This is a genomic window from Rhizobium sp. BK650 (assembly GCF_014195325.1).
Taxonomy (GTDB): domain Bacteria; phylum Pseudomonadota; class Alphaproteobacteria; order Rhizobiales; family Rhizobiaceae; genus Rhizobium.
The window spans coordinates 233305-257889 of record NZ_JACIBK010000005.1 but is presented as its reverse complement, the minus strand read 5'-3'; the positions used below and the strand labels follow the sequence as shown (position 1 = coordinate 257889).

Sequence of the window (24585 nt, the reverse complement as noted above, 5' to 3'; positions counted from 1 at the left end):
GCTCCTTCAAACGGGTTCGGTTACAAGCCGCGGCACAGCCGCGATGAGCCGGCGCGCCGCATCTGATCGCGGCGCATTGACGACATCCGCCGACGGCCCATCCTCGACGATGCGACCGGCATCCATGACCGCGATGCGATGCGAAATTGCGCGTACCACCGCGAGGTCATGCGATATGAAGAGATAGGCAAGGCCGCGCTCGCGCTGCAACTTGATGAGCAATTCGAGAATGCGGCCTCGAACCGTCACGTCGAGTGCCGAAACGGCTTCGTCCAATACCAGCAGTGAAGGCCGTGTCGCGATGGCGCGGGCAATGGCGACGCGCTGTCTTTGGCCTCCAGATAACGTGCGGACGGGTCGGGAGGCGAAGGCAGAGGGAAGACCGACGCGTTCCAGCAGGGTGGCAATTTCGGCTGGCCGCTGCTTTCGCACAGCAATGGCGTGGATCCGCAGCGGGTCGTCGAGAACTGAGGCGACCGAGGCAAGAGGGTTGAAGGCGGCGAGTGGATCCTGAAACACCATTTGCATGCGCGCGCGCTTGCGCCGCAGCTCGGCTCCGTGAAGTGCCAACCAGTCTTGCCCTTCGAAACGGATGGAGCCGGAATCAGGCTCAAGCAGACGTAGAAGGGCGCGCGACAGTGTCGATTTTCCGCTGCCCGACGCTCCAACCAAGCCCAAGGTTTCGCCGGCTGCGATTGTCAGGGAAACACTGTCGAGAGCCGTGACCTGCCGCCCGGAGCCGGAGTAGGCCTTGGACAATGTATCTACCGTCAGGAGCTCGGTCATGACGCCCTCCCGGTAATCATTGGTGGCGTGGAGAGATCGCGATGGCTGGCGATCAGGGCGGCGGTATAGCTATTGGCTGGCGATGATAGCACCGAGTGAACGGCGCCGGCTTCGACCAACTTTCCGCTGCGGAAGACGGCGAGGCGATCGACGAAGCCGGAGGCGAGCGCGATATCATGGGTAATGAAGAGCAGCGTCATGCCTTCCTCGCGCACTAGGCTGTCGAGAAGTCCGACGATCTCGGCCTGAACCACGACATCGAGCGCACTGGTTGCCTCATCGGCGATGAGCAGGGCGGGTCTGGCCGCAATCGCTGCCGCAATCGCCACGCGCTGCCGCTGGCCACCTGAGAGCTGGTGCGGGAAGGCGTGCATGAGGTTTTTCGGCTGTGGTAAGCCTACGCGCTCCAGCAGTTCCTCAGCGCGGGCAAAGGCCTGTCGCCAGCCGAGGCCCAGGTGTTGGCGGGGGCCCTCCGCGACCTGCTCGCCGATCGTCAGCACTGGATTGAAGCTGGTGCCGGGGTCCTGAAAAACGAAACCGAAATCACGGCCGGGAGCCGGAGCATGGCCAAGCGCCGGCCAGCTTATCTTGCCTTCGATCCTTGCCTCCTCCGGTAGAAGGCCAGCGAGCGCCCGGGCAAGCGTACTTTTGCCGGATCCGCTTTCGCCGATGATTGCCACCCTCTCGCCCACGATGAGATCGAGGTCGATGGAATCTAGCGCTGTTTCCCACCCATAACGGACCGAAAGCCCCTTGATGCTGCAGAAGAGAGCGGTCACCGCACGCCTCCGTTGCCATCGAGCGCCTTGGTCAGTCCTTCGCTGAAAAGGTGAACGCCAAGCACGGTGATGGCCAAGGCCAGACCGGGGAGTACGGAGAGATAGGCGGCCGAGCGCAGCACGCTGCGGCCTTCGGCGATCATCGAGCCCCAGGTGGCGAGATTGGGATTGCCGAGACCGAGGAAGGATAGTGCTGCTTCCGTGAGGATTGCGCCGGCAACGATTGTGGCCGATAGCGCCAGCACGGGCGGCAGGGCATTTGGAAGGATTTCCTTAAAGGCGATCTCGGCCGGATGCATGCCGATCACGCGTGCGGAAGCCACATAATCCCGTTCGCGGATGGACAGGACCTGCGCCCGCGTCAGCCGCGCGGGATCAGCCCAGGCTCCGAGCGCAATGGCAAAGACGATGACGGGTACCGATACTCCGATAATGCTGACAAAGGCGAGCGCCAGCAGAAAGCCCGGGACGATCTGGAAAGCATCGACGATGCGCATCAGAGCTTCGTCGATGATGCCGCCCGCAAAACCGGCAGCCATGCCGACAACAAGCCCAAGCACCATTGCGGAGAAAGCTGCAGCAATGCCGACAGCCAACGACGTCCGCGCACCATAGAGCAGGCCGGCAAGCACATCCCGCCCGAGCCTGTCGGTGCCGAGTGGCAGGTCCGCATCGGTAAACGGCATCAGCATCGCCCGCCCGGCAATCCGCAGCGGATCTCCCGGCGAAAGAACCGGCGCCAGCAAACCGGTGGCAAGAAGGGCTGCAAGGATGATAAGCCCAATCGAACCTTCCGGGGTTGTGAGGAGACGGCGCAGCAGGGTCATACACGGCCCTCCGATGCGCCGATGCGTGGATCAAGGGCAGCGTAGACGAGATCGACGAGGAAATTCACGCAGATGACTAAGATGGCGCTGGTAAGGATGATGCCCATCAGGAGCGGCGCGTCGCGACCGTTGACCGCCTCCTGCGCCAGCCGGCCAAATCCCGGAATGGCAAAGACGCTTTCGATAACCACGCTACCGCCAAGCATCGCGGCGGCCTGCAGGCCGAGCATGGTGACGAGCGGCAGTAGCGCATTGCGCGCCACATGCCGAAGTACGATGCGGCTGCGCGACAGGCCCTTCGATCTCGCAAACAGGACGAAATCAAGCTTCCAGGCTTGCGCCATGCCGGCGCGCATGACACGCAGAAACAGCGCCAGATAGATGCAGGCGAGAGTGCCGACCGGCAGGGCCAGATGCTGTGCAATATCGAGCGTGCGTGACAGGCCTGACTTGCCGGAGGCGATGGTCTCGATGCCCGCGATCGGCAGCCAGCGCAGCTTGACCGAAAAAAGGATGCTGAGCACGAGCCCCAGCCAGAAGCTTGGGATGGCATAGACGATCAGGGAGCCGATCGACAGAAAACGGTCCCGAAGGCTTCGCGGCTTCGCGCCGGCGAGAATGCCGAGCGACGAACCGAGCCCGAAGGAAAGTGCTGCCGCACTTCCCATCAAGAGAAGCGTGTTGGGAAGCCTCTCGGCAATCAGATCGCGCACCGGACGATTGAAGGCCACCGACCAGCCGAGGTCGAGGCGACCGAGTGAGGAGAGGTAGAGCCAGAGGCGGGCAAAGACCGACTGGTCGAGCCCGTAGCTCTCCCGCAGTGACTTGATCAGTGCCGCATCACCGCCACCGATTGAACCGAGATAGGCATCGGCCGCGTCGCCGGAGGCGGATTCCAGCAGGAAAAAACTGAAGATCACGACGATCAGCAGCACCGGAATGCTGGTGATGATCCTGCGTCTCAGGAGGAGAAGTGTACGTTTCACGCCGACGAGGCCCCTGCAGCAATTGCGCGTCGACCCTATCACAATTGCAGCGCGGTATCGCTCCAGTTCGAAACCGCCCAGCGCGGATTGTCGGATACGTTCAGCACTGTATCACGGGCAACCGTGATGAAGCCCCATTCGGCGACATTGATCAAAGGCAGTTCGGCCACCACAAGCTGCTGGAACTTGTAATAGAGGTCGGTGCGCGCGGCGCTATCCACGGTCACTGCTGCCTGTGCGATGATCTTGTCGAGTTCGGCGCTGACGTAGCCGCCCTGGTTAGAGAAGGGCACGCCGTCAGGCGTTCCGGACTGGACGAGAATGGTGGTCGAGATGGCTGGATCGCCACGGAAGACCGGCGGACCGACTGCAATATCGAAGTCGTGGTCGGTATAGACGGCCTTCTGATGGGCAGCCGCATCGGCATTGACAATGACCGCATCGATGCCGACGGCTGCGAGCGCCTGGCGCAGATAATCGCCGAACTGCCGCGTCTCGTTGAAATAGGGTGCCGGTCGCAGCTTGAGCTGGAACCGATTGCCGTCGGGCCCCTTGGTATAGCCGCCTTGGTCCAGCAGCTCGTTTGCCGCCTTCACGTCGAAATTATAGTTGGCGACATCGGCCGTGTAGAATTCTTTCGAATTCTTAGGAACAGGGCCGGTGGATTCCGTCGCATAGCCGAGGAAGATCGTGTCGACGACGAACTTCTTATCGATCGCATGGGCAATCGCCTGACGGACCCGAAGATCGGACAGTTCTTTGCGGCGATGATTGATCTCGATGACGAGCTGATAGGTGAGCGCCTCATAACCCTTGGAGATCACCTTGATACCGTCAACCTTGGAGATGCGGTCGAGATCGGCAAGCGGTACGGCTGAGAAGGCGGCGAGATGGATTTCCTCGGCTTCGAGCGCAGCACCCGCCGATTCACGATCAGGCAGCACGCGGTAGACAATTTCGTTCAGCTTAGGCTCGCCCTTCTGCCAGTAATTCTCGTTACGCGTCAGCCGGTAATATTCGCCGGGCTTGTATTCGGCGAACTTGAAGGGGCCAGTGCCGACCAGCGCGTTATTGGCCGGATTCTTGGCAATATCGCTGCCTTCAAAAATATGCTTGGGAACGACGCTGGTGCAAGCCGGAAGCGCATTTCGGATGAGTTGGAAGGGTGTTGGCTTCGAGAAGCGAAAGATCGCCGTGTGGTCGTCGGGCGTGTCGACCGCCTGCAGATTGGCGAAGACCAGGCGGCCGAGGTTCTGGAGCGGTTTCCAGACGTTGAGGGCCGAGAAGGCGACGTCGGCCGAGGTGAATGGCTTGCCGTCATGCCAGGTGGCGTTGTCGCGCAGCTTGAACGTGACGGAGAGCCCGTCGGCCGAGCCTTCCCAGGACGTGGCAAGACGTGGCGCCAGACCATCAGAGCCTTCGTACGAGGCCTCCGCGAGTGGCTCTATCACTTTGCTCGCGATGAAGAAGACGCCGTTCGAGGCAACGATGGCGGGATTGAGGTTCTTCGGCTCGGAATCAGCTGCAACAATCAGGCGCCCGCCGGCTGGTGCGTCCTGCGCCAGCACAATCCGCGACGAGGCCGTCGTTGCGAGAAGCAGCGCCGTGCCCTTCAGCAGGCCGCGCCGAGAGATACCTGCAATAGTCATGCCCCCTCCTGATAACCAAGAAATTCAACGATCTATATTTGAGTTGAAACGTTAATTGTGACAGGAATTAAATTCGAACAGGCTGGCCAGGCGAGACATTTTTTGTCACCCAGCCATTATTTTTCAGCGGCTGCCGACAACGAGCCGCGGCGCGTCAATGCCGAGGTTGCGATAGGACGCTCCCGGATGCGGTGCAACCAGCCGCGGTCCCGCGCCACCAAGCTTTTCGCGTAGCGTACCCTGCCGGTATTCGGTCTTGTAGACGCCGCGCTTCTGCAGTTCCGGTACCAGCAGGTCGACGGTGTCTTCGAAGCTCTCGGGTGTGACCGCATAGGCAAGGTTGAAACCGTCGACATCGGTATCCTCGACCCATTCCTGCATCAGATCGGCGACTGTCGACGGCGAGCCGACGAAAACAGGGCCGAAACCGCCGACGCCCACCCAATCGGCCATTTCCCGCACGGTCCATTCCTTATCCGGATCGATGGTGGTGAAGGTTTCGACAGCCGATTGCACGGCATTCGTATAGCGGTGGCGCAGAACCTCGTCCGGGCCGAACTGGCCGAAATCGATACCGGTCCAGCCTGATATCAGCGTCAGCGCACCCTCGAAGGAAGCGTATCGGCGATATTCGTTGAACTTGCGCTGCGCCTCGGCATCGGTCTCGCCGAGGACGACGGTCTGCAGGTTGAAGGCGAGGATTTCGCGCGGATTGCGACCGAGCCGCTCGGCCGCCTGACGGACATTGGCGACATAGCGCTTCAATACCGCCTTGGAGGGGGCTGCGACGAAGATGCATTCGGCATGTGCGCCGGCAAAATCCTTGCCGCGGCTGGAGGCGCCTGCCTGATAGAGCACCGGGGTGCGCTGCGGCGAGGGCTCGCTCAAGTGAATGCCGGGAACGGTGAAATATTTGCCGGAATGATTGATCGGATGGACCTTATCTGGATGGGTGAAGATGCCGCTTTCGCGGTCGCGCACGACGGCATCGTCCTCCCAGCTTCCCTCCCAGAGCTTGTAGCAGACCTCGAGATATTCGTCGGCGAGGTCGTAGCGGTCGTCGTGGTTGGTCTGCGCGGCCTGGCCGATATTGAGCGCGCCGCTGTTGAGATAGGAGGTGACGATGTTCCAGCCGACGCGCCCCTTAGTCAGGTGGTCGAGCGTCGAGATGCGCCGGGCAAAAGTATAAGGGTGTTCGAAGGAGAGCGAGGCTGTCAGCCCGAAGCCAAGATGTTCGGTCTCATAGGCCATGGTTGGGATCAACTGCAGCGGATCATTGACCGGCACCTGCGCCGAATGGCGAAGCGCTGCATCGACATTGCCGTTCAGCACGTCGTAGACGCCGAGCACGTCGGCGATGAAGAGACCGTCGAACTTGCCGCGCTCCAACGTCTTTGCCAGATGCACCCAGTAATCCAGATCCTTGTACGTCCAGGATTTGTCGCGCGGATGCCGCCATAGCCCCGGCGACTGATGTCCGACGCAATTCATATCGAAGGCGTTAAGCCTGATTTCACGGGTCATGTCATTCTTCCTGCGTTGTCGGCGAGTGCGGTTCAAGCGCCGACGGTTTTCCTGTTGATGAAGCTGAAGGCGAGGACGGCGAAGATGAGCGTGCCGGTGCCGACCTGTTGCCAGTAAAAGTTCAGGCCTGTCAGCAACAGGCCGTTGGCAACAATGCTAAGCAGCAGCACGCCGACAACAGTGCCAAGCACATTCGGCCGACCGAGCCGTGACAGCGTGGTGCCGATGAAGGTTGCGCCGATTGCGTTCAGCAGGAACGCATTGCCGGAGGAGGGGATGTAGACGGTCACCGTCGCCGTCAGGATGAGACCGGCAATCGCGGCAATCACCCCGGCGAGAATGAAGGTGGCGGCAACAGGCGCGCCGAGGCCAACGCCGGAATAGCGCACGACGCTCGGCTGGATGCCGATCGAGACCACTACGCGCCCGAACCGGGTCCAGGCGAAGACTGCGGTTGCGCCCGCGATGACGATGGCGGCGATCACCAGCGGCACCGGCACGTTGGCAATCGTGCCATGACCGAGAAAGCGAAAGGCCTCCGGTACGCCCGAGGGCGGAAGATAAACCGGGTTGCCGCCATTGGTCAGCAATTGCTGGACGCTTCGGCCGATAAACAGGGTGCCGAGTGTTGCCAGGAACGGTGCGACGCCGATTACCGACACGAGAAAAGCGTTGAAGGCGCCGACCAGCGCACCGGCCGCGAGCCCGCCTATCAGCGCGAGCGACACCGGCTGGCCTGCCAGCACGAGGGAGACGAAGGCAAAGCTTGCAAAATCGACGGCTGTGCCGACTGAAAGATCGATGCCGCCTGCGGAAACCGCGAAGGTCATGGCGATCGAGACGATGGCAAGCAGCGTGAAATTGTTGACGAGAATGCTTTGCAGGTTCCCCGCTGTCAGGAATGTCGGCGCCAGGATGGAGAAGACAGAGAAAACCACGATGAGCGCTATGATCAGTCCAAAGCGTGCGAACCCGGCAAACGAACGTTCGGCTGAACTCGAGGCGGACATGTCAGATCTCCCGCTTGCGCAGCAATGTCGTGGCCGATACGACGATCAGAATGAGGAGGCCCTGCACGCCGCTGACGAGCGTGCTCGGCAGGTTCAGGAGCTGGAAGCCGTTGGTGAGAAAGCCGACGAACAGCGCCGATATCAGCGTCCCTGGAACGGTCGGAACCAGTCGCCGCGAAAAAACCGAGCCGAGCAACGCTATGACGACGACCGGCAGGAGTGCTTCGCCCGAGCCGGTCGTGCTGCCGCTCAGATAGGAGACCGAGAGGATCCCGGCAAAACCGCCGCAAAGGCCGCTGGCGATGAAGGCGCTGGCAAGCAGTCGCTTGAGCGGCAGGCCGGCAGCGCGGGCCGCGTCGGGAAACTCACCGACGGCATAGAGCCTGAGCCCGACCGGCGTATATTGCACGATCGCGCTGGCAGCTGCCGTAAAGCCGATCAGTATATAGGCGAGAGTGGGAATGCCAAAACGATCGGAGGCTGAAACAGCCGTCAGAAAATCGGTGGAGGCTGGTACGACCGTATTTTGCGTCAGGACCAGTTCCAGGCCGGCGACCACATTCATGACGGCAAGCGTAGCAAGCAGCGGCACGATCCCCGCGAGCACCACGGCGACAGCGTTGACGGCACCGATCGCAAGGCCGGTCAGCAATGCTGCAGCCGCCGCTGTCGCGTCGCTATAGCCGAGCTGGATGAGCGTGGCATAGGCTGCAGCACTCAGGCCCATATTGGCAGCCAGAGACAGATCTATGCCGCCGGCGACGACATTCGATCCACCGGCGATGAGCACGACCGTCAGGCCGATCGCCAATACACCCGAGATGGCCGACTGGCCGAGAACATTGCCGATATTGCCGACCGACAGGAAATAAGGCGCCGTGAGCGAGAACACGACCAAAATGGCCGCGAAAGCAAGCAGGGAGCCAAAGCGCAGTAGCGCGACTGCCGCTGCGCTCTTCGTTTGCGGCAGAGGATCCGAGGAGGCGGGGGGAAGAGGCGCGAAATCAACGTCAGCCGACATGGCGCAGTCCTTCCGAAGCGCCGGTCGAGATCGACAGGACTTCATCTGTTGTGGTTTTCGAGGAAACGAGCTCTCGGATCAGCCGGCCGCGGAAAAATACCAGAATCCTGTCCGTGATGCCGACGAGCTCCGGCAGATCGGAGGAGAGGACGATAACACCCGCTCCACGCGCGGCTATTTCGCCGATCAGCGCATAGATCTCGACCTTCGAGCCGATATCAACGCCGACGGTTGGCTCATCCAGCAGGTAGATTTCCGACTGACGGCCCAGCCACTTGGCGATTGCCACCTTCTGTTGATTTCCGCCCGAGAGCGTGCGGACGAGCGCATCACGCCCGGCCGTCTTGATCTGCAGGCGTTTGATCAGGTCCTCGGTATCGGAGCGCTCACGCCTGCGTTTGAGGAAACCGAAACGGCTGTAACGGGCAAGGCTCGGGAGCGTGACGTTCTCGGTCACGTCAAGATCAAGGCCGACACCGTGTCCGCGGCGATCCTCCGGAATAAGTGCAAGCCCGCGGTCGACCGCATTTGCGGGGTTGCCGGGCCGGGCTGCTCGTCCCTCGATCTCAATCGCGCCACTGGCAGCCTGATCCAGTCCGAAGAGGGTGCGGATAAGGTCTTTGGCGCCGGAGCCGAGCAGACCGGTGATGCCGAGCACCTCGCCACGCCGCAGGCTGAAACTGACATCGTCAAACCGGTTGGGCGCTGAAAGCCCGCGGATGTTCAGGATCGCTTCGCCGAGATCGACCTGGCGCTTGGGGAACATTTCGGCGATGTCACGCTCGATCATCAGGTGGGCGATTGCCTTGGCTGAGGTTTCACCAATCGGCAGCGACGCCACATCCCGGCCGTTGCGCAGCACGGTGACGTGATCGCAGAGTTCCTCGATCTCGTTGAGATAATGCGAGATGTAGATGATGGTGACACCTTCGTCCCGCAGGCGACGTATCAGGCGGAAGAGAGTTTCCGCCTCGCGCCGGACCAGAGCCGCGGTCGGCTCATCGAAGACGAGGACTTTCGGCTGGTGGAGCAATGCCCGGGTGATCTGGACGAGCTGCCTTTCGGCGGTCGAGAGTTCGCCGATAAGGGCGTGCTTCGGCAGATTGATCCCAAAATAGTTGGCAAGGAGGTCGCTTGCACGCTTCTGCATCGCCCGGCGATCGAGGAACGGCGTTTTCGCAAACCGGGTTTCGCGGCCGAGGAACAGGGCCTCACCGACGGTGAAAGTCGGTACCAGCAGCCTGTCCTGATGGATGAAATGGATGCCGAGTTCTTCATTGAGATGCGGCGTCAGCCGATCATAGGCCTTGCCTTCGATTTCAATCGTGCCCTCGTCTGCGACATGCAATCCGGCGAGCAGCTTGATCAGCGTCGATTTGCCGGCCCCGTTCTGTCCAACGAGGCCGTGGACGGTGCCGCGGCGTATGGCAAGCGATGCGTCGATGAGCGCCTGGGCACCGCCGAAGCGTTTGACGATGTGATCGAAACGAATGATCACATCGTTATCCTCGGTCGCTTGTGTCGGGACGGGTGCAGTCATGATGCCGCCTTCGAGAGAGATGCAGACCCTGCGTCGCGAGCCACGAGGTCCGCCGTGATATCAACCGATGCCGAGCTTCTTGATAATCTCGGAGACGTTTTCCTTGTTGGCGAGCAGCGCCGGAACATAGGTCTCGCGCGGCAGAGTCTCGCCGGCGAGCAGCTTGGCGACGTTGCGGACTGCGACGCGGCCGATTTCGGCGGGCTGCTGGGCAGCATCCGCGCCTGCCGGCGAGCTCTTGTCCGCAACGAGCTGGAGAACCTCCGGGCTACCATCGACGCCATAGGTGCGGATCTCGTTGCGGCCGGCAGCGGCGATCGCCTGCGTCGCGCCGAGCTGGGGAATATCCCAGGCCGACCAGACGGCCTTGATCGAACCTTTCTCGGGATATTTGTTGAGGATTGCGGTGATCTGCGTGAAGGCATCCTGAACCGTGTTCGGGATGACGTCACGCAGTTCAGGCTGAAGGATCTTCACCTTCGGGAAATACTTGATGACGTTGACGAGCTGATCGTAGCGGATGGCGCAGGGTGTAACACCGTAAAAGCCGTTGAAGACGACGATATTCCCCTCACCACCGATATCGGAAACAAGCTGCAGGGCGAGATCTTTGCCGATACCCCAATTGTCTGACGTCGTGTTGTTGATCGAATTAGTCGAGCCGACATCTACGGTCAGAACCGGGATGCCGGCGTCACGCGCCTTCTTGAGCCAGGGATCAATGACGCTGAGCGTGCCGAGGATCTGGACGAGCGCATCAGGCTTTTGGGCGACAAGTGTCTGAAGTTGGGCGATCAGCTTGCCGTCGTTGCGGCCGGCATCGACCGCGATCGGCTCGCCGCCGAGCCGCTTTACCTCTTCGATCTGGGCATTGTAGACCTGTAGATCGAAATAATGGTCCGTGCCGGTAGCGCTGATGGCGATACGCTTGCCTTTCAAGGAAAGCCCTTCGCCGTCCGCCCTAGCGGCGGGAGCGGTCAGCATGCTGGCACCTGCAAAGGTCGCACCGGCGACGGCGGCAAGTTTCAAAATTTCGCGGCGTCCGAAGCCGCCTCCAAATCCTTCATTCATAACAATTCCCTCTCAACTTTGTAGTCTGTAAATTATATAGATTTTGAGGGCATAAGAGGTACGTTTTTCCAAAAGAACGCGGCCGCATGAAATTTCTAAGACCCGATCGTAATCAGCGATCGATATTACGACCGAGGCCATAAGTCAGAGCCAGCGCTCCGACGAGCACAACGCCCTTGACGAAATCCTGGGTGTAATAGGGGGCGTTCAGCATGGTGAGGCCGTTCAGCAGAACGCCGACGAAGACGGCGCCGGCGACGGTACCGAGCACGTTGGGGCGGCGCAGGTTGAAAACGGCAAAACCGATCAGGGCGGCCGCAACCGAGTCCATCAGCAGCGAACCTCCAGATGAAACATCGCCGCGGCCGACCCGGGCGGCAATCACGATGCCGCCAAGGGCGGCCAATGTTCCCGAGATGACATAGGCGAGCGTCTTCAGCCGCGTCGTGGACGCACCGGCAAGTCGCGTCGCTACCTCATTGCCGCCGGTCGCAAAGAGCAGGCGGCCGATGCGGGTACGTTCGGTCAGCACGAAAAGGACGATTGCAACGACCGCCATCAGCACCACGGAGACGGGCAGGGTGGCAAACAGGCTGTAGCGGCCGATCAGCAGGAAAGCCGGATCATAGGTGCCGGTCGCCTTGGAGCCGTCGGGCAGCACCAGACCCGCCGAAATCGAGCGCCCGGCCGTTGGAATAAGCTGCAGGCCTGACAACAGGAACATCATGGCAAGCGTGGCAAGCAGATCGGGCACGCGCAGACGCACGATGAGGAAGGCATTAACGAGCCCGACCGCCGCGCCGAAGGCAAGGACGAGCGGCACGGTGGCCAAAACATCCAGATGCCAGACAATCATCGCATAGCTCGCGGCCATGACGCTGGAGGCGGCGACCGCACCGATCGACAGATCAAAGCCGCCGACGGCAAGTGTCACCGTCACGCCGGCGCCGAGGATCGCAACGACCGAGACGGCCTGCAGGATGCTCATCAGATTGCCGATATTGATGAAGGCCGGTTCGGCGATGGCGAAGCCGATCATCATCACCCCGAGCAGGATGAATACCGCGCCGGCGCGCAGAAAGCTGCCGAGCGTTGGAACGCGGGTATCCTGGCTGTGGTTTTGTGCGGCGGAGCCTGCTGTTGGCAAGGCTTCCTCATCGAGGGTTGTCATGCGGAAAGTTCCTGTTGGGATAAAGAAGAGGCGGCACCGATAAGATCGGGTATCAAGGTATGGTGGTCGATCGTAAGAATGCGGTCGGCGACCTCGTAGGCCTCTTCGGGATCGGATGTGGCGATCAGCGTCGCGCGGTCGGTGCGCGCCCGGATTGCCTGGATGATATCGTGGCGCGCGCCGACATCGACCCCCTGGAACGGCTCGTCGAGCAGCAGCAACCGGCTTGGCTCCGCCTCCCACCGCGCAATCACGGTCTTCTGCTGATTGCCGCCTGACAATGTCCAAATCGAAGCAAGCGGACCGGCGGCCTTGATGCCGAGCCGGGAAATGGCCTCTTCGGCCTCGCGCCGCTCGCGGCCGCCGAACAGCAGGCCGCTCCGATACCATTTGGCAAGATGCGGCAGGCTGATTGTGGCGGCAAGTGAATTTCCGGGCCAGGCGGCGGGCATCAGCGAGGAGCGATGGCGATCCTCTGCCGCCATGGCGACGCCGGCGGCAATCGCCTCGGCCGGCGATGTCGGTCTGTAGTGCTTGCCGTCGAGTTGCATCCTACCGTCAGCCCAGTCGTGAATGCCGAAGATCGCCGACAGCAGACGGCTTTTGCCGGCGCCGAGCGCGCCGGTGATGGCAACGACCTCGCCTTCGTGCAGGGACAGGTCAAAGGGCTTGCTCGACGGCAAGAGGCGGATGCCGTGCATTTCGAAAACGGCTGAGCCCGACGTCGAGCGGGCGTCCGGCCGTGCTGCTTCAAGCCTGCGGCCGATCATCGTCTCAATGGCGCTGGAAAAGTCGATCGGCCGGTTATAGCTGCCGACGATGCGGCCGCCGCGCATGATGAGTGCCCGGTCGGCAATGGCGTCGAGATCGGCGGTCCTGTGCGAGATATAGAGGATCGCAAGGCCCTGCCCCCGAAGGCGCAGCAGGATGTCGAACAGGCGCCTGCTCTCGTCCGCCGAAAGGCTTGCGGTCGGCTCGTCGAGGATCAGCAACTCCGCCTTATTGGCAAGCGCGCGCGCGATAGCGACGAGCTGCCGGTCTGCGGCGCTCAGATCGCCGAAATCCCTGTCGAGCGGCAGCGAAAAGCCGGCGGCATCCAGCATGGCAAGCGCTTGACGGCGCACGCTTGCACGGGAGAGAAAAAAGGGCGTGCTACCCTCCGCAAAGCGATGCAGCAGCAGGGCGTCGGCAACGGTCAGACCTGCCGCCCCGACAAGATCTGTCGACTGATGTACGGTGACGACGCCGGCCTTTGCAGCCTCGGAGGGTGTTTTCGGCGAGAAGGGGCGGCCGTTCAGGCTGATCGTGCCGCTGTCAGCTGCAAACACGCCGGACACAATCTTCACCAGCGTCGATTTGCCGGCACCATTGGCGCCCATCAGTGCGACGATTTCGCCTCGCTCGAGAGCGAAGTGGGCGCCGGCAAGCGCGCGGGTGGACCCGAAACTGCGAGTAATATTGTCAACGCGAAGGAGCGGCATCGGGCATATCCGGGTCTGCTTTTTGAGCCGCAATAGTGGCCTGACGGATGCCTGAACTGCGAGGCAAGCCTTTGCCGCGGTCGCCCAGCGACGGGAACAAAGAATCTCCTGAACCGGCAAAAATCGGATCATTAAATCTACTAAAAATATAGAGACTATATCTAATAATTTCATGCGTCGCGGGGAGCTGCCAACCTGTCAGACGACGCTCCCAATCGACCGGAAGGACCCCGACGATGAAATCCCTTGCCAGGCTGGCGCTCTCTGCAGCCGCAATTTCTTTCACCCTCTATCAGACCTCGTTTGCGGGCGGCCTCTACGGCGCTCCGGCCCCCTTCGACAAGGGCGGCGTCAAGGTGGCGCTCATCAGCTACATCTCGGCCGGCGACTTCTTCCAGGCCTATCAGGCTGGTGCTGAAGCCCAAGCCAAGGCGCTTGATATCGACCTGCGCGTGTTCCCCGGCCGGCAGGATGCCGCCGAGCAGCGTGAGCAGATCCTGCAGGCGATCAACCTCGGCGTTGCCGGTATCGTCGTCGATCACGGCCTGCCGGAATCGCTCGGCGATGTCGTCCAGCAGGCGCTGGACAAGGGCATCAAGGTCGTCGCCTTCGATGTCAACCTCAACAATCCCAAGGTGCCGCAGGTGGAGCAGAGCGATCACGAGCTTGCTCAGCTCGGGCTCGCGCAGGTGGTGAAGGATAACGGCAAGAGCTTTAATGCCGGATACGTCTATGTCGCTGGCTTCGCGCCGCTCGACCGCCGCAACGAGGTTTGGGAAAAATTCAAGTCGGAGAATTCCGGCGTTGTTGAAAAGGCACGTTTCGGCAATGTCAGCGATACGACCGCGACCTCGACCGCCGACCAGGCCAAGGCAGCGCTGACCGCCAATCCCGATATCAGCGTCGTCTTCGCTCCCTACGACGAATTTGCCCGCGGCGTAAAGCTTGCCGCCAACGATCTCGGCATCGCGAGCAAGCTGAAAATCTATTCGGCCGACGTCTCGACCGCCGACATTCAGGAGATCACCGAAGAGGGCAGCCCCTGGGTTGCAACCGTTGCGACCAATCCGGCTGTCGTCGGCGCGGTTTCCGTCCGCTCCGCCGCCCTGCAGATCGCCGGGCAGGACGTTCCCCATCAGATCACAGTGAAGCCGACGCTGCTGACGCAGGAAAGCCTGCGAGCCGCCGGCGTCAAGACGATCGAGGACCTGGCGCAGAAAATCCCGGCCTTCAGCACAAGCGACGCGGCAACCGCAAGCTGGATCCCGGACAAGCTTTTCTAAACTGCCTGCCTTGATCTTCCGGCGGGGGTTGTGCGGCCCCCGCCGGCCCATTTTTCCAGGAAATCGGAGTTTCGACCCATGAGCCAGTCCAATGTCGTCTTCGCGACCAATCGCAGTACGACGCGAGAGGAACTCTTTGCCGACGCCGAGAATATCTCAGCCGATCTCTCCAGGCGCGCCGCTGAACTCGACCGCGAAGGCCGCCCCCCTCTTGCCGAGATTATCAAGCTGAAGAATGCCGGGCTGCTGAATGCTCTGCATGATCAAAAGATCGGCGGCGGTGGCCTTGATTGGGTGGATGGCCTGCGGCTGGTGCGTATCCTTGCGCGCGGCGAAAGCTCGATCGGCCAGTTGCTTGGCTATCACTTCGTCAACAGCCAGTATATTTACTGGGCGCTCGAGGCAGCCCGCGCTCACGCGCTTGGATCAGAGACCGTTGCTAAAAACCTCTATTGGGGTGCCGCCGTCAATCCGCGCGATCCGGGCCTCGTACTTACCCGTCGCGGCAATGGCTATGTGCTGAATGGACGCAAATCCTTCTCCACCGCCGCCCATGTATCTGACTATATCAATGCCAACGCGACGCTTGACGATAAGATCGTCGGCTTTGCGGTGCCGACCAACCGAGCCGGCTACCAGGCAAATGACGACTGGGACAATTTCGGCCAGCGTCTTTCAGACAGCGGCAGCGTAGAGTTCCACGATTTCCCCGTCTATGAAGAGGATTTCGTGGGCGCCCCTGCTGCTCCCGATGCTGCTCCGCCGGTGCTTTCGACTTTCAACACACCGCTCATCCAGCTCGTCTTCGTCAATTTCTATCTCGGCAGCGCCGAAGGCGCGCTCCAGGCTGCCGTCGACTATGTGCGCACGACGACACGAGCGTGGGTCACCTCGGGCGTCGAGCGCGCGGCGGACGATCCGTATATCCTCGAGCGGGTCGGTGAGTTCACCGCCGCGCTGAAAGCCTCTGCTGCCTTGGCCGATGCGGCAGCCGCCGCCGTCCAGGCGGGGCTTGCAAAAGGACATAGTGTCACCGCTCGTGAGCGGGGTGAGGCGGCGGCGGAAGCCTATGCCGCCAAGGTGCATGCCACCCATGTCTCGCTCGAGATTACATCTCGCGTCTTCGAACTCACCGGTGCGCGCTCGACGGCCGACAAATATCGTTTCGATCGGTTCTGGCGCAATGTGCGCACCCACACGTTACACGATCCGGTCTTCTACAAGGCCAAGGAAGTCGGGGAGTTTGTGCTCAACGACAAGATTCCCGACGTCAGCCTCTATAGCTGAGCGCGGGAACATAGGCAAAAAGATCCCCATTTCCGGTGTCGGAAATGGGGTTTCTAGGTGAGGAGAGGGTGGGTTCAGAGTGCGCCGTTCTTCGGCGGGATCACGCCGTTCAGGTGATAATTGCCGACGACATGGTACTTCCAGCGCACGGGATCGTGCAGCGTGTGGGTGCGTGCATTGCGCCAATGCCGGTCAAGATTGAGCTCGCTCTTGACCGCAGAAGTTCCCGCAAGCTCGAAGAGCGTGTTGGTCGCCTCGATGGCGATCTCGGTCGTGAGCACCTTGGCAGCGGCCACCGCAAGCGTAGCTTCGACGACGGTCTTTTCCGTCGTCTCGATCTGCGCCGCATCGACCTTGCGCCCGGCACGTTCGACGAGTGCTGCCGCCGCTTCGAGCCGGATGGCGATCTGGCCGACCTTCGAGATCGTCAGCGGATCCTCGGCGGCGCGTTCGACGCCGCTATCCATCCAGGGCCGCGACCTGGTACGTACGAATTCGATCGCGTCCGCAAAAGCGGCACGCGCGATACCGAGATCAATCCCGGCATGGATGATCTGACCCACCGAGCCGATCGTGGTCGGGCGCTCGAAGCCTTTGTGGTGTAGAACGACAGAATCGGCATGAACATAGACATTGTTGAGAATTGTCGTGCCGCTTCCGGTGGTGCGCTGGCCGAAGCCATCCCAGTCGTCGATAATCTCGATACCCTCGGTTCCCCTTGGCACGAAGGCCATGACAAGCCGGTCCTCCTCATCGAGCGCGAAGACCGTGACCCAGTCGGCAAACAGCACGCCGGTCGAGTAATATTTCTGGCCGTTGATACGATAGCCAGGACCGTCCCTGACGATGCGAGTGTTATAATGGCCGACCGTTTTCGTACCGCGCTCCGAAAGCGCATTGCCGAAACGATCGCCAGCAAGAGCCCGGCCAAAGAAAAACCGCTTTTGCTCTTCGCCTCCATCCACCCGCAAAGCTTCCAGAATGTAGAAATGGTTCTGCGGGATCTGCCCGATCGAGCCATCTGCCTCGGCCAGGATGGCGGTCACTTCAGCCAATATCGCGTTCGAGACATCAAGCCCGCCATATTGGGCAGGAACGGCAATTGCCAGCAGGCCGGATTGCGCCACAGCGTCCATTTCGGCGAAAGGCAATCGGCGTTCCGCGTCTCGTGCAGCGGCCGTGGCGGCAAACTGAGTAGCAAGCCTGCGGGCCGTCTCAAGTGCTTCCTCGTCGCTTGCAATACGGGCGGCCGCGGGCCGGATCTGATCTTGCTGCCTGAGCATGGTCGTCATCAATTTCTCCAAATTCTGACGAGGTTATGGGTGAAAGAAATCGAGGCGAGAGGTAAGATCATAAATTCTATAGATGCGATGGAAAATGAAAAGTGCTTGCTTATCTGGAACCCAGCCTAGCCGCTAACGTCATGCTCCATTGAGCCCACCTTGATGTAACCCGTTCAGTGGTGGAATTGTCGCTGGAAATTGCTGTGGTCCATCTCGAATTGCCGCTCGTCAGCCCCTACGTAATCGCAGACGGATACGTCATTCCGGTATCAGCATCCAGCAAAGGGCAGGGGACCGCTTCGCCCGATCCATGAGGAAAACATGACCCGTTCACGGCAGTTGCGCCTCGGCGCCTTCATGCGTCCGGTCAGCCTGCATACCGGCGCGTGGCGGTATCCCGGCTCCTATCCGGATGCGAATTTCAACTTCGCTCATCTCAAATCCTTCGCGCAAAAACTCGAGGCCGCGAAGTTCGACGCCTTCTTCATGGCGGATCACCTGGCAGTGCTCAACATGCCGGTCGAGGCGCTAAAGCGCAGCCACACCGTCACGTCCTTCGAGCCCTTCACCCTGCTGTCGGCACTGGCTGCGGTCACGGAGCGGATTGGCCTGGCCGCGACGGCGTCGACCACTTTCGACGAACCTTACCACGTTGCTCGCCGCTTCGCTTCCCTCGATCACATCAGCAACGGCCGCGCCGCCTGGAATATCGTCACCACATCCAACCCCGATGCGGCCTTGAATTTCGGCCTCGACGAGCATGTGGAACACGGCGAGCGCTATAAAAGGGCGCGCGAATTCTACGATGTCGTCACCGGTCTCTGGGACAGCTTTGCCGACGATGCCTTCATCCGTGATCGCGAGAGCGGGATTTATTTCGATCCCGAAAAAATGCATGTGCTCAACCACAGGGGCGAGGAACTGAGTGTGCGCGGTCCGTTGAATATCGCGCGCCCGGTTCAGGGCTGGCCGGTCATCGTGCAGGCAGGCCAGTCGGATCCCGGGCGGCAGCTGGCGGCCGAAACCGCTGAAGTGGTCTTCTGTTCGCCGCGCGATCTCGACGGTGGCAAGGCGCTCTATGCTGATATCAAGGGGCGGATGCAGGCTATGGGTCGCAGCCGCGATCACCTGAAGATGCTGCCCGCCGCTTTTGTCGTCATCGGCGACAGTATCGAAGAGGCGCGCGCCAAACGTCTCGCCCTCGACAGCTTCGTCCACTACGACAGCGCCATCGCGTCGCTGTCGATCGCGCTCGGCCACGATGCCTCCCGCTTCGATCCCGATGCGCCGCTGCCCAAGGATATTCCTGAGACCAATGCCAGCAAGACAGGCCGCGCACAGGTCATCAAGCTGGCGCAGGAGGAGAACCTGACCGTCCGCCAGCTTGCCCAGCGTTATGGTGGCTATTCGGGCCTCGCATTCGTCGGTACGCCCAAGAGCATCGCCGACGAGATGGAGCGTTGGCTGGACGAGGAAGGATCCGACGGTTTCAACGTCGTCTTTCCCTACCTGCCGCAGGGGCTCGACGACGTCACGACACGCCTCGTGCCCGAGTTGCAGCGCCGTGGCCTGTTTCGAAGGGAATACGACGGCACGACGTTGCGCGAACATCTCGGTCTGCCGCGACCGAAAAACCGCTTCTTCTCCGGTTAAGACCTCTTCTGCGAATGCAAGCCGGCCATCTGCCGACCGGCACCATTGGGCCGCACAGACCGGCTGTGTGCTGCTACTTTCTGATAATGCCGACCCGCGCCAGCACCTCGCCAGGGATGCCGTAGCGCTGGATAATATCCTTATTGTTGCGCAGGCCGCAGATCTCACGCTGCACAAACAGTCCCCAGACGGCGTCGGATGCTTCGTTGATGAGCGTTTCCCGCTGCGCAACGCTCTGGCGATCAGGATTCCACGCCTTCAATGCAGCGAGCGCCGATTCAACTTTCAACCCGTTGCGTCCAAGCGAGCTCGCGCGCTCCGACATCATCTCGTACTCGAGCACATTCACCCCGCCTTCGGTCGAAAAAGACTGCCTGAAGGATTGCGGTGGGCGAAGGCTCATCGGACTGTCCCTGCTGGTCACGGCGCCGGCGCGCCCGTGACCTGGAAATAGGCCCAGGCTGCGGCAAAGACGATGATCACGACTGCGATAATCATCAGCTTGCGAAGTATGGGATTGGGTGCTTTGCGCGGGGGCTTCGGCTTGCGAAACTTGATAACGTTGTCGCTCATCGTCTTGCTGCTCGGTTCGTTCTTCCCACAGCAGTAACGCATATCGGCGGGCTTTGGCACCCGTATTCCGTTTGAAAAATGCGCTTTTATGGGAGAGCTGTCGGCGGAGACCGGCAGCTCCAACCGCGATTAGCGGGCAGCCCAGTTGGCGCCGCGGCGGAAGATCGTCTTCATCTGCGGCACGTCGAATTCCTTGGCGACATGGCCGAGGGATGAATAGAAGACGCGACCCTTGCCGTATTTGCGCTTCCAGACGACCGGCATGGTCACGCCGTCGATCCAGTAGGCATGTTCGCCGGTAAAGGTCGTCGTCGCCAGCACCTCGTTCGACGGGTCGACGTGCATGTAATACTGCTCGGAATGATAGGGGAAGTCGGTGATCCCCTCCATAAGCGGGTCATCCGGCCGGGTAATGTTGACGGTATAGTCGATGATGTTGCCGGGATGAGCAACCCACTGGCCGCCGATGATGAACTGATATTCCGTCGATTCGCGAAAGCTGTCGCCGGCGCCGCCGTGATAACCGGCAATGCCGACGCCGCTTTCGATCGCAGCGGCAAGGTTCTTCACCTCTTCCTTTTCTATCTTCGACATGGTGACCACGGGAACGATGAGGCTCAAATCATGGATCGACGGATCGGCGAAGGCCTCCGTGCTGTGCTCTACATAGACTTTGAAGTCGTCTTCTTCGAGCATGTCCTTGATGATCGCGGCGCATTGTTCCGGTTCGTGGCCTGCCCAGCCACCCCAGACGATCAGTGCTTCACGCATAGCGTATTCCTCCTGAATGTTACTTGCCGAGCATGCCGTCGACGAGGGATTGAGAAAGCGGAGCAGGGCGCTCCGTTGTCGTGGTGAGTGTCACAGTACTGCCCGTGTCGGACGCCTTCTGGAAGGCTTCCATCACTTCGAGCACGTGCAGCGCCAGATCGCCACTTGCGCGGTGCGGCCGGTTCGACCGGACGGCGTGGGCGAGATCGGCGACGCCGAGTGAACGATAGTTGCCGTCGGCATAGGGCAGGGTCACGGGCTGGTCCTCGAACTGACCGCCCTTCTTCAGATATTCGACCGCCCCGCCGAAATGGTTCGGGTCGGGCACGATCAGCGTGCCTTCGGTACCATAGACCTCGAGCGGCACATGCTTATGGCCGGCGACATCGAAGCTCATGCCGATCTGGACGACGGCGCCATTGGCGAAAGCCATGACACCGGCAACATGGGTCGGGATATGAACCGGAATACGCTCGCCGTTGCGCGGTTCGCTGGTGATGATACGTTCATTGCGCGGGGTGATCGCAAAACCGGCGACCTTGGCGACCGGTCCGAGCAGGTTGACGAGATCGGTAATATAGTAGGGACCCATGTCGAGCATCGGGCCGCCGCCGACTTCGTAGTAGAAGGCCGGATTGGGGTGCCAGCGCTCATGGCCGGGGCACATGAAGGTCGCGGTGCCGCCGACCGGAATGCCGATGACGCCGTCGTCGATCAGGGTGCGGGCCGTCTGATGGCCGCCGCCGAGGAACGTGTCAGGAGCCGCACCAATGCGCAGACCCCTTGCTTTAGCGGTATCCGCCAATTTTTTCCCTTCTGCGAAATTAATCCCGAGCGGCTTTTCCGAATAGGTGTGCTTACCGGCTTCGAGAGCTTGCAGGCCGACGGCGACATGGGCCTTCGGGATGGTCAGGTTGACGATGATCTCGACCCTCGGATCGGCAAGGAGCTCTTCGACCGACCTGGCCTGAAGATTGAATTCCTTGGCTTTTGCCTCTGCAAGCTCGCGATTGAGGTCGGCCAGTCCGCGGATGTCGAGGATCGGAAATGCCGATGTCATCGCCTTCAGATAGGCGCCCGAAATATTGCCGCATCCAATGATGCCGATACCGACTCTTTCCATCATGTCCTCCAATAATAATGGTCTTTCGCCTCAGAGCGCCGGCCCCGTGGTGCTCCACGGCGATTCATAGAGTTCGTAGAGCGCAACGGCAGCAGCACCCTGTGCCCAAAAATCATCGCTGGAATCGTCGAAGACGAGCTCGCTGACACCTTGCAGGGATGGCGGAACGGCCAGCGCATAGGCATCCCGCAGGCTGTTGAGGAACGGCTCGCCCAGTGCCAGCGACGAGCCGACGAGAATGACGCGTGGCGGCGCAAACAGCGTGACGATATTGGCGATTGTCAGCCCCACAGCCTCACCGGCCCGGGCTGCTGCACCGATCAGTTGGTCATCATCGGCCTTAATCATTGCCTGGACATGCGTCATGCCGCGGCCAAGGCGCACCGCTTCGGCAAATCGCCCGTCGGCCTGCCGCTCGCCGAGAATAGCGCTTTCCCCAGCCCGACTGGAAAGGCGAACCACGCCCTGTTGGCCCATGCCGAGGACGAGATCGCCGAGATTGTGGCTGAGGCCGCCGGCACCGCGGAAAAGCTGGTTGTCATGCAGCACGCCGAGACCAAGCGTCTGTTCCAGCGAGATCAGCACCATGTCTTCCAGATCGCGAGCCTTGCCAAACCAGTGGTGGCCAAGTGTGATGGCATGTGCATCGCTTTCAATGATCGTGGGCGTCGATAGGCGGGCAGACATTTCCTTGGCAAAATCAACGTTGGCTTCGCGGAATATCGGGCTCGAGCGGATATAGCCCGTGCGATGCTCGATGACCCCTGGAAGCGCCAGGCAGATGCTGTCTATATCGTCGAGCGACAGGCCAATATCGACAACACAACGTCGAACGCCATCTTCGACAAGATCGGCAATGACGGCGATCGGCTGGCGATCGATGCGGATCGGCAGCGTCAGCCTTGAGAGCACGTCCCCGCAGAAATTGGTGACGACGAAGACCATGCGACTGGCGGCAATCTTGGCGCCGACCACACGGGCGGCATCAGGATTGAGCTCCAGCATGACGCGGGGTCTTCCGCGCACGGCCTCATTGCGGATATCGCCCTCATGGCGCGGCAGGATCAGCCCATCGTCGAGCAGCGAAGCGGTGATAGCGGAAACCGTGGTAGTCGACAGTTCCGTCCGCTCGCTGATTTGGATACGCGAGATCGGACCATGACGCCTGATCGTGTCGAGCACGTTCAAGCGGTTGATCGCACGCATTAATTCGGGATCCGCAGTCTTCATGAAAATCAGCCAGGCAATCGTCCGTTGTGCGATCCGTCTAATATTTTTAACGGGTTACGAAATAAATAGCAGGCAAATCCGGAGCTCTGTCAAGCGCATTTGGCGGAAAAATAGAGCGATTGGCTTGACATTGAGCAAAAGCTCCGTTGAATTAATCCGCATAGGGGAAAAATTGTGAGGATAGGTCCCCTGGGAGGAAAATCATGAGTTTTATGTCCAAGAGCGCCGCTTTTGGCGGCAGGCGCATCGTGTCCATGGCCGCGGCGGCCGGTATGTTACTGGCCGGAACCGGGGCTGCCTCCGCGGCGACGGTGGTCAAGTGGCTGCATCTCGAAACAGATCCGAAAAACGTCGCGGCCTGGGAAGATATCGTCAAGAAATACGAGGCCCAGCATCCCGACGTCGACATCCAGATGCAGTTCCTCGAAAACGAGGCGTTCAAAGCCAAGCTTCCGACATTGCTGCAGTCCGACGACGTTCCGGATTTCTTTTTCAGCTGGGGCGGCGGTGTTTTGAAGCAGCAGTCGGAGACGGGGGCGCTGCAGGATGTGACGCCAGCTCTCGACGCCGACGGCGGTAAGCTGCGTAAGGCCTATACCCCCGCCTCGGTCGATGGCCTGACCTTTGACGGCAAGACTTGGGCGATCCCATACAAGGTAGGCTTGGTCAGCTTCTTCTATAACAAGGCGCTGTTTGCCAAGGCCGGCGTCAAAGCTGACGACATCAAGACCTGGACCGATTTTCTCGAAGCGGTGAAGAAGATCAAGGCGGCCGGCATCGTGCCGATTGCAGGCGGTGGCGGCGAGAAATGGCCTATCCACTTCTACTGGAGCTATCTCGTCATGCGCGAAGGCGGCCAGAAGGTCTTCGAAGCCGCCAAGAACGGCGAGGGCGAAGGTTTCCTCGATCCCGCGATCATTAAGGCCGGCGACGATCTCGCCGAACTCGGCAAGCTTGAACCTTTCCAGCCCGGTTATCTTGGCGCGACCTGGCCGCAGACGCTCGGCGTCTTCGGTGACGGCAAGGCGGCGATGATCCTCGGCTTCGAAGCGACTGAGGCCAACCAGCGCAAGAATGCCGGCGACGGCAAGGGTCTGGCACCCGACAATATCGGCCGTTTCGTTTTTCCGACGGTCGAAGGTGGCGCCGGCAAGGCGACGGATACGCTCGGCGGCCTGAACGGCTGGGCGCTCACCAAGAAGGCCTCCAAGGAAGCGATCGATTTCCTTGCTTTCCTGACGAATGCGGATAACGAGCGCACGATGGCAAAGGCCGGTATGCTGCTGCCTGTTGCGGTCGGTGCCGATGATGGCGTCGTCAATCCACTGCTTGCCGAATCGGCAAAACAGCTTGCGGGTTCGACCTGGCATCAGAATTTCTTCGACCAGGATCTCGGTGCAGCCGTCGGCCGTGTCGTCAACGACGTGTCGGTGGAAATCGTATCCGGACAGATGAATTCCAAGGACGGCGCCCAAATGATCCAGGACGCTTTCGAACTGGAGCAATAGTCAGCGCCCGCAGAACCTTCCGGCGCTCC

General features: G+C 60.8%; 22 protein-coding genes. 4 read left to right on the top strand and 18 right to left on the bottom strand.

Annotated elements, in window-relative coordinates; all coding sequences use genetic code 11:
* Nucleotides 1-6 precede the first annotated feature (6 nt).
* The 12 genes from FHX15_RS14975 to FHX15_RS14920 all read right to left on the bottom strand — a co-directional run bounded on the left by FHX15_RS14975 (nucleotide 7) and on the right by FHX15_RS14920 (nucleotide 13845).
* Complete coding sequence (locus FHX15_RS14975) at nucleotides 7-786, bottom strand: ABC transporter ATP-binding protein (protein WP_184398329.1); 780 nt, start codon at nucleotides 784-786, stop codon at nucleotides 7-9.
* Nucleotides 783-1565: an ABC transporter ATP-binding protein gene (locus FHX15_RS14970; RefSeq protein WP_184398327.1), complete on the bottom strand. Its 783-nt coding sequence runs from the start codon at nucleotides 1563-1565 to the stop codon at nucleotides 783-785. Before FHX15_RS14970 ends, FHX15_RS14975 begins: the two co-directional genes overlap by 4 nt.
* Entirely contained in the window at nucleotides 1562-2392 is an 831-nt protein-coding gene (locus FHX15_RS14965; RefSeq protein ID WP_184398326.1) for an ABC transporter permease, read from the bottom strand. The genes FHX15_RS14970 and FHX15_RS14965 overlap by 4 nt, the downstream gene beginning before the upstream one ends.
* Nucleotides 2389-3378, bottom strand: a complete 990-nt coding sequence (locus FHX15_RS14960; RefSeq protein WP_184398323.1) for an ABC transporter permease — start codon at nucleotides 3376-3378, stop codon at nucleotides 2389-2391. The genes FHX15_RS14965 and FHX15_RS14960 overlap by 4 nt, the downstream gene beginning before the upstream one ends.
* A gap of 38 nt (nucleotides 3379-3416) precedes the next feature.
* Nucleotides 3417-5027 (bottom strand): ABC transporter substrate-binding protein, encoded by a 1611-nt coding sequence (locus FHX15_RS14955; protein WP_184398321.1) that lies wholly within the window; start codon nucleotides 5025-5027, stop codon nucleotides 3417-3419.
* Between the two features lie 123 nt (nucleotides 5028-5150).
* Complete coding sequence (locus FHX15_RS14950; RefSeq protein ID WP_184398319.1) at nucleotides 5151-6551, bottom strand: LLM class flavin-dependent oxidoreductase; 1401 nt, start codon at nucleotides 6549-6551, stop codon at nucleotides 5151-5153.
* Between the two features lie 32 nt (nucleotides 6552-6583).
* The gene (locus FHX15_RS14945; protein ID WP_184398317.1) at nucleotides 6584-7561 is read right to left on the bottom strand and encodes an ABC transporter permease; all 978 of its coding nucleotides are present in this window, start codon (nucleotides 7559-7561) and stop codon (nucleotides 6584-6586) included.
* 1 nt (nucleotide 7562) lies between these two features.
* Complete coding sequence (locus FHX15_RS14940; RefSeq protein ID WP_184398315.1) at nucleotides 7563-8582, bottom strand: ABC transporter permease; 1020 nt, start codon at nucleotides 8580-8582, stop codon at nucleotides 7563-7565.
* A complete protein-coding gene (locus FHX15_RS14935) occupies nucleotides 8572-10122 on the bottom strand; it encodes a sugar ABC transporter ATP-binding protein (protein WP_184398313.1) in 1551 nt (516 codons plus the stop codon). Before FHX15_RS14935 ends, FHX15_RS14940 begins: the two co-directional genes overlap by 11 nt.
* Nucleotides 10123-10182: 60 nt before the next feature.
* On the bottom strand, nucleotides 10183-11193 hold the full coding sequence (locus FHX15_RS14930; protein WP_184398311.1) for a sugar ABC transporter substrate-binding protein: 1011 nt from the start codon (nucleotides 11191-11193) through the stop codon (nucleotides 10183-10185).
* Nucleotides 11194-11305: 112 nt separating this feature from the next.
* Complete coding sequence (locus FHX15_RS14925; protein ID WP_184398309.1) at nucleotides 11306-12364, bottom strand: ABC transporter permease; 1059 nt, start codon at nucleotides 12362-12364, stop codon at nucleotides 11306-11308.
* Nucleotides 12361-13845, bottom strand: a complete 1485-nt coding sequence (locus tag FHX15_RS14920; RefSeq protein WP_184398307.1) for a sugar ABC transporter ATP-binding protein — start codon at nucleotides 13843-13845, stop codon at nucleotides 12361-12363. Before FHX15_RS14920 ends, FHX15_RS14925 begins: the two co-directional genes overlap by 4 nt.
* A gap of 236 nt (nucleotides 13846-14081) precedes the next feature.
* Between FHX15_RS14920 and FHX15_RS14915 the strand changes: the two genes are divergently transcribed.
* Together FHX15_RS14915 and FHX15_RS14910 are read left to right on the top strand one after the other, a co-directional pair.
* Nucleotides 14082-15128, top strand: a complete 1047-nt coding sequence (locus tag FHX15_RS14915; RefSeq protein ID WP_184398304.1) for a substrate-binding domain-containing protein — start codon at nucleotides 14082-14084, stop codon at nucleotides 15126-15128.
* A gap of 78 nt (nucleotides 15129-15206) precedes the next feature.
* Nucleotides 15207-16415 (top strand): acyl-CoA dehydrogenase family protein, encoded by a 1209-nt coding sequence (locus tag FHX15_RS14910; RefSeq protein WP_184398302.1) that lies wholly within the window; start codon nucleotides 15207-15209, stop codon nucleotides 16413-16415.
* A 74-nt stretch (nucleotides 16416-16489) separates the two neighbouring features.
* On the opposite strand, the gene FHX15_RS14905 is transcribed toward FHX15_RS14910, so the two are convergent.
* Nucleotides 16490-17707: an SfnB family sulfur acquisition oxidoreductase gene (locus FHX15_RS14905; RefSeq protein WP_184398299.1), complete on the bottom strand. Its 1218-nt coding sequence runs from the start codon at nucleotides 17705-17707 to the stop codon at nucleotides 16490-16492.
* 312 nt (nucleotides 17708-18019) lie between these two features.
* Here FHX15_RS14905 and FHX15_RS14900 point away from each other — a divergent pair, with 312 nt between their 5' ends.
* Entirely contained in the window at nucleotides 18020-19351 is a 1332-nt protein-coding gene (locus tag FHX15_RS14900) for an LLM class flavin-dependent oxidoreductase (protein WP_184398296.1), read from the top strand.
* Between the two features lie 73 nt (nucleotides 19352-19424).
* Here the strand turns inward: FHX15_RS14900 and FHX15_RS14895 are convergent, their stop codons facing one another.
* From FHX15_RS14895 to FHX15_RS14875, 5 genes are all read right to left on the bottom strand, one after another.
* Nucleotides 19425-19754: a DUF6665 family protein gene (locus FHX15_RS14895; RefSeq protein WP_184398293.1), complete on the bottom strand. Its 330-nt coding sequence runs from the start codon at nucleotides 19752-19754 to the stop codon at nucleotides 19425-19427.
* Nucleotides 19755-19771: 17 nt separating this feature from the next.
* Complete coding sequence (locus tag FHX15_RS14890; RefSeq protein ID WP_184398291.1) at nucleotides 19772-19924, bottom strand: hypothetical protein; 153 nt, start codon at nucleotides 19922-19924, stop codon at nucleotides 19772-19774.
* A 129-nt stretch (nucleotides 19925-20053) separates the two neighbouring features.
* The gene (locus FHX15_RS14885) at nucleotides 20054-20695 is read right to left on the bottom strand and encodes a ThuA domain-containing protein (protein ID WP_184398289.1); all 642 of its coding nucleotides are present in this window, start codon (nucleotides 20693-20695) and stop codon (nucleotides 20054-20056) included.
* 19 nt (nucleotides 20696-20714) lie between these two features.
* Complete coding sequence (locus FHX15_RS14880; RefSeq protein WP_184398638.1) at nucleotides 20715-21818, bottom strand: Gfo/Idh/MocA family protein; 1104 nt, start codon at nucleotides 21816-21818, stop codon at nucleotides 20715-20717.
* Nucleotides 21819-21848: 30 nt separating this feature from the next.
* On the bottom strand, nucleotides 21849-23048 hold the full coding sequence (locus tag FHX15_RS14875) for an ROK family transcriptional regulator (protein WP_184398285.1): 1200 nt from the start codon (nucleotides 23046-23048) through the stop codon (nucleotides 21849-21851).
* 203 nt (nucleotides 23049-23251) lie between these two features.
* On the opposite strand from FHX15_RS14875, the gene FHX15_RS14870 reads away from it, so the two are divergent.
* Nucleotides 23252-24556, top strand: coding sequence for an extracellular solute-binding protein (locus tag FHX15_RS14870; protein WP_184398282.1), 1305 nt, complete (start codon nucleotides 23252-23254; stop codon nucleotides 24554-24556).
* Nucleotides 24557-24585 lie beyond the last annotated feature (29 nt).

Excerpts from the sequence above, each read along its gene's own strand:
- FHX15_RS14925 (WP_184398309.1), bottom strand. The coding sequence starts at position 12,364 with ATGACAACCCTCGATGAGGAAGCCTTGCCAACAGCAGGCTCCGCCGCA.
- FHX15_RS14890 (WP_184398291.1), bottom strand. The coding sequence starts at position 19,924 with ATGAGCGACAACGTTATCAAGTTTCGCAAGCCGAAGCCCCCGCGCAAA.
- FHX15_RS14930 (WP_184398311.1), bottom strand. The coding sequence starts at position 11,193 with ATGAATGAAGGATTTGGAGGCGGCTTCGGACGCCGCGAAATTTTGAAA.
- FHX15_RS14915 (WP_184398304.1), top strand. The coding sequence starts at position 14,082 with ATGAAATCCCTTGCCAGGCTGGCGCTCTCTGCAGCCGCAATTTCTTTC.
- FHX15_RS14940 (WP_184398315.1), bottom strand. The coding sequence starts at position 8,582 with ATGTCGGCTGACGTTGATTTCGCGCCTCTTCCCCCCGCCTCCTCGGAT.
- FHX15_RS14875 (WP_184398285.1), bottom strand. The coding sequence starts at position 23,048 with ATGAAGACTGCGGATCCCGAATTAATGCGTGCGATCAACCGCTTGAAC.
- FHX15_RS14945 (WP_184398317.1), bottom strand. The coding sequence starts at position 7,561 with ATGTCCGCCTCGAGTTCAGCCGAACGTTCGTTTGCCGGGTTCGCACGC.
- FHX15_RS14885 (WP_184398289.1), bottom strand. The coding sequence starts at position 20,695 with ATGCGTGAAGCACTGATCGTCTGGGGTGGCTGGGCAGGCCACGAACCG.
- FHX15_RS14965 (WP_184398326.1), bottom strand. The coding sequence starts at position 2,392 with ATGACCCTGCTGCGCCGTCTCCTCACAACCCCGGAAGGTTCGATTGGG.
- FHX15_RS14935 (WP_184398313.1), bottom strand. The coding sequence starts at position 10,122 with ATGACTGCACCCGTCCCGACACAAGCGACCGAGGATAACGATGTGATC.
- FHX15_RS14900 (WP_184398296.1), top strand. The coding sequence starts at position 18,020 with ATGACCCGTTCACGGCAGTTGCGCCTCGGCGCCTTCATGCGTCCGGTC.
- FHX15_RS14920 (WP_184398307.1), bottom strand. The coding sequence starts at position 13,845 with ATGCCGCTCCTTCGCGTTGACAATATTACTCGCAGTTTCGGGTCCACC.
- FHX15_RS14905 (WP_184398299.1), bottom strand. The coding sequence starts at position 17,707 with ATGACGACCATGCTCAGGCAGCAAGATCAGATCCGGCCCGCGGCCGCC.
- FHX15_RS14910 (WP_184398302.1), top strand. The coding sequence starts at position 15,207 with ATGAGCCAGTCCAATGTCGTCTTCGCGACCAATCGCAGTACGACGCGA.
- FHX15_RS14950 (WP_184398319.1), bottom strand. The coding sequence starts at position 6,551 with ATGACCCGTGAAATCAGGCTTAACGCCTTCGATATGAATTGCGTCGGA.
- FHX15_RS14880 (WP_184398638.1), bottom strand. The coding sequence starts at position 21,818 with ATGGAAAGAGTCGGTATCGGCATCATTGGATGCGGCAATATTTCGGGC.
- FHX15_RS14955 (WP_184398321.1), bottom strand. The coding sequence starts at position 5,027 with ATGACTATTGCAGGTATCTCTCGGCGCGGCCTGCTGAAGGGCACGGCG.
- FHX15_RS14870 (WP_184398282.1), top strand. The coding sequence starts at position 23,252 with ATGAGTTTTATGTCCAAGAGCGCCGCTTTTGGCGGCAGGCGCATCGTG.
- FHX15_RS14975 (WP_184398329.1), bottom strand. The coding sequence starts at position 786 with ATGACCGAGCTCCTGACGGTAGATACATTGTCCAAGGCCTACTCCGGC.
- FHX15_RS14895 (WP_184398293.1), bottom strand. The coding sequence starts at position 19,754 with ATGAGCCTTCGCCCACCGCAATCCTTCAGGCAGTCTTTTTCGACCGAA.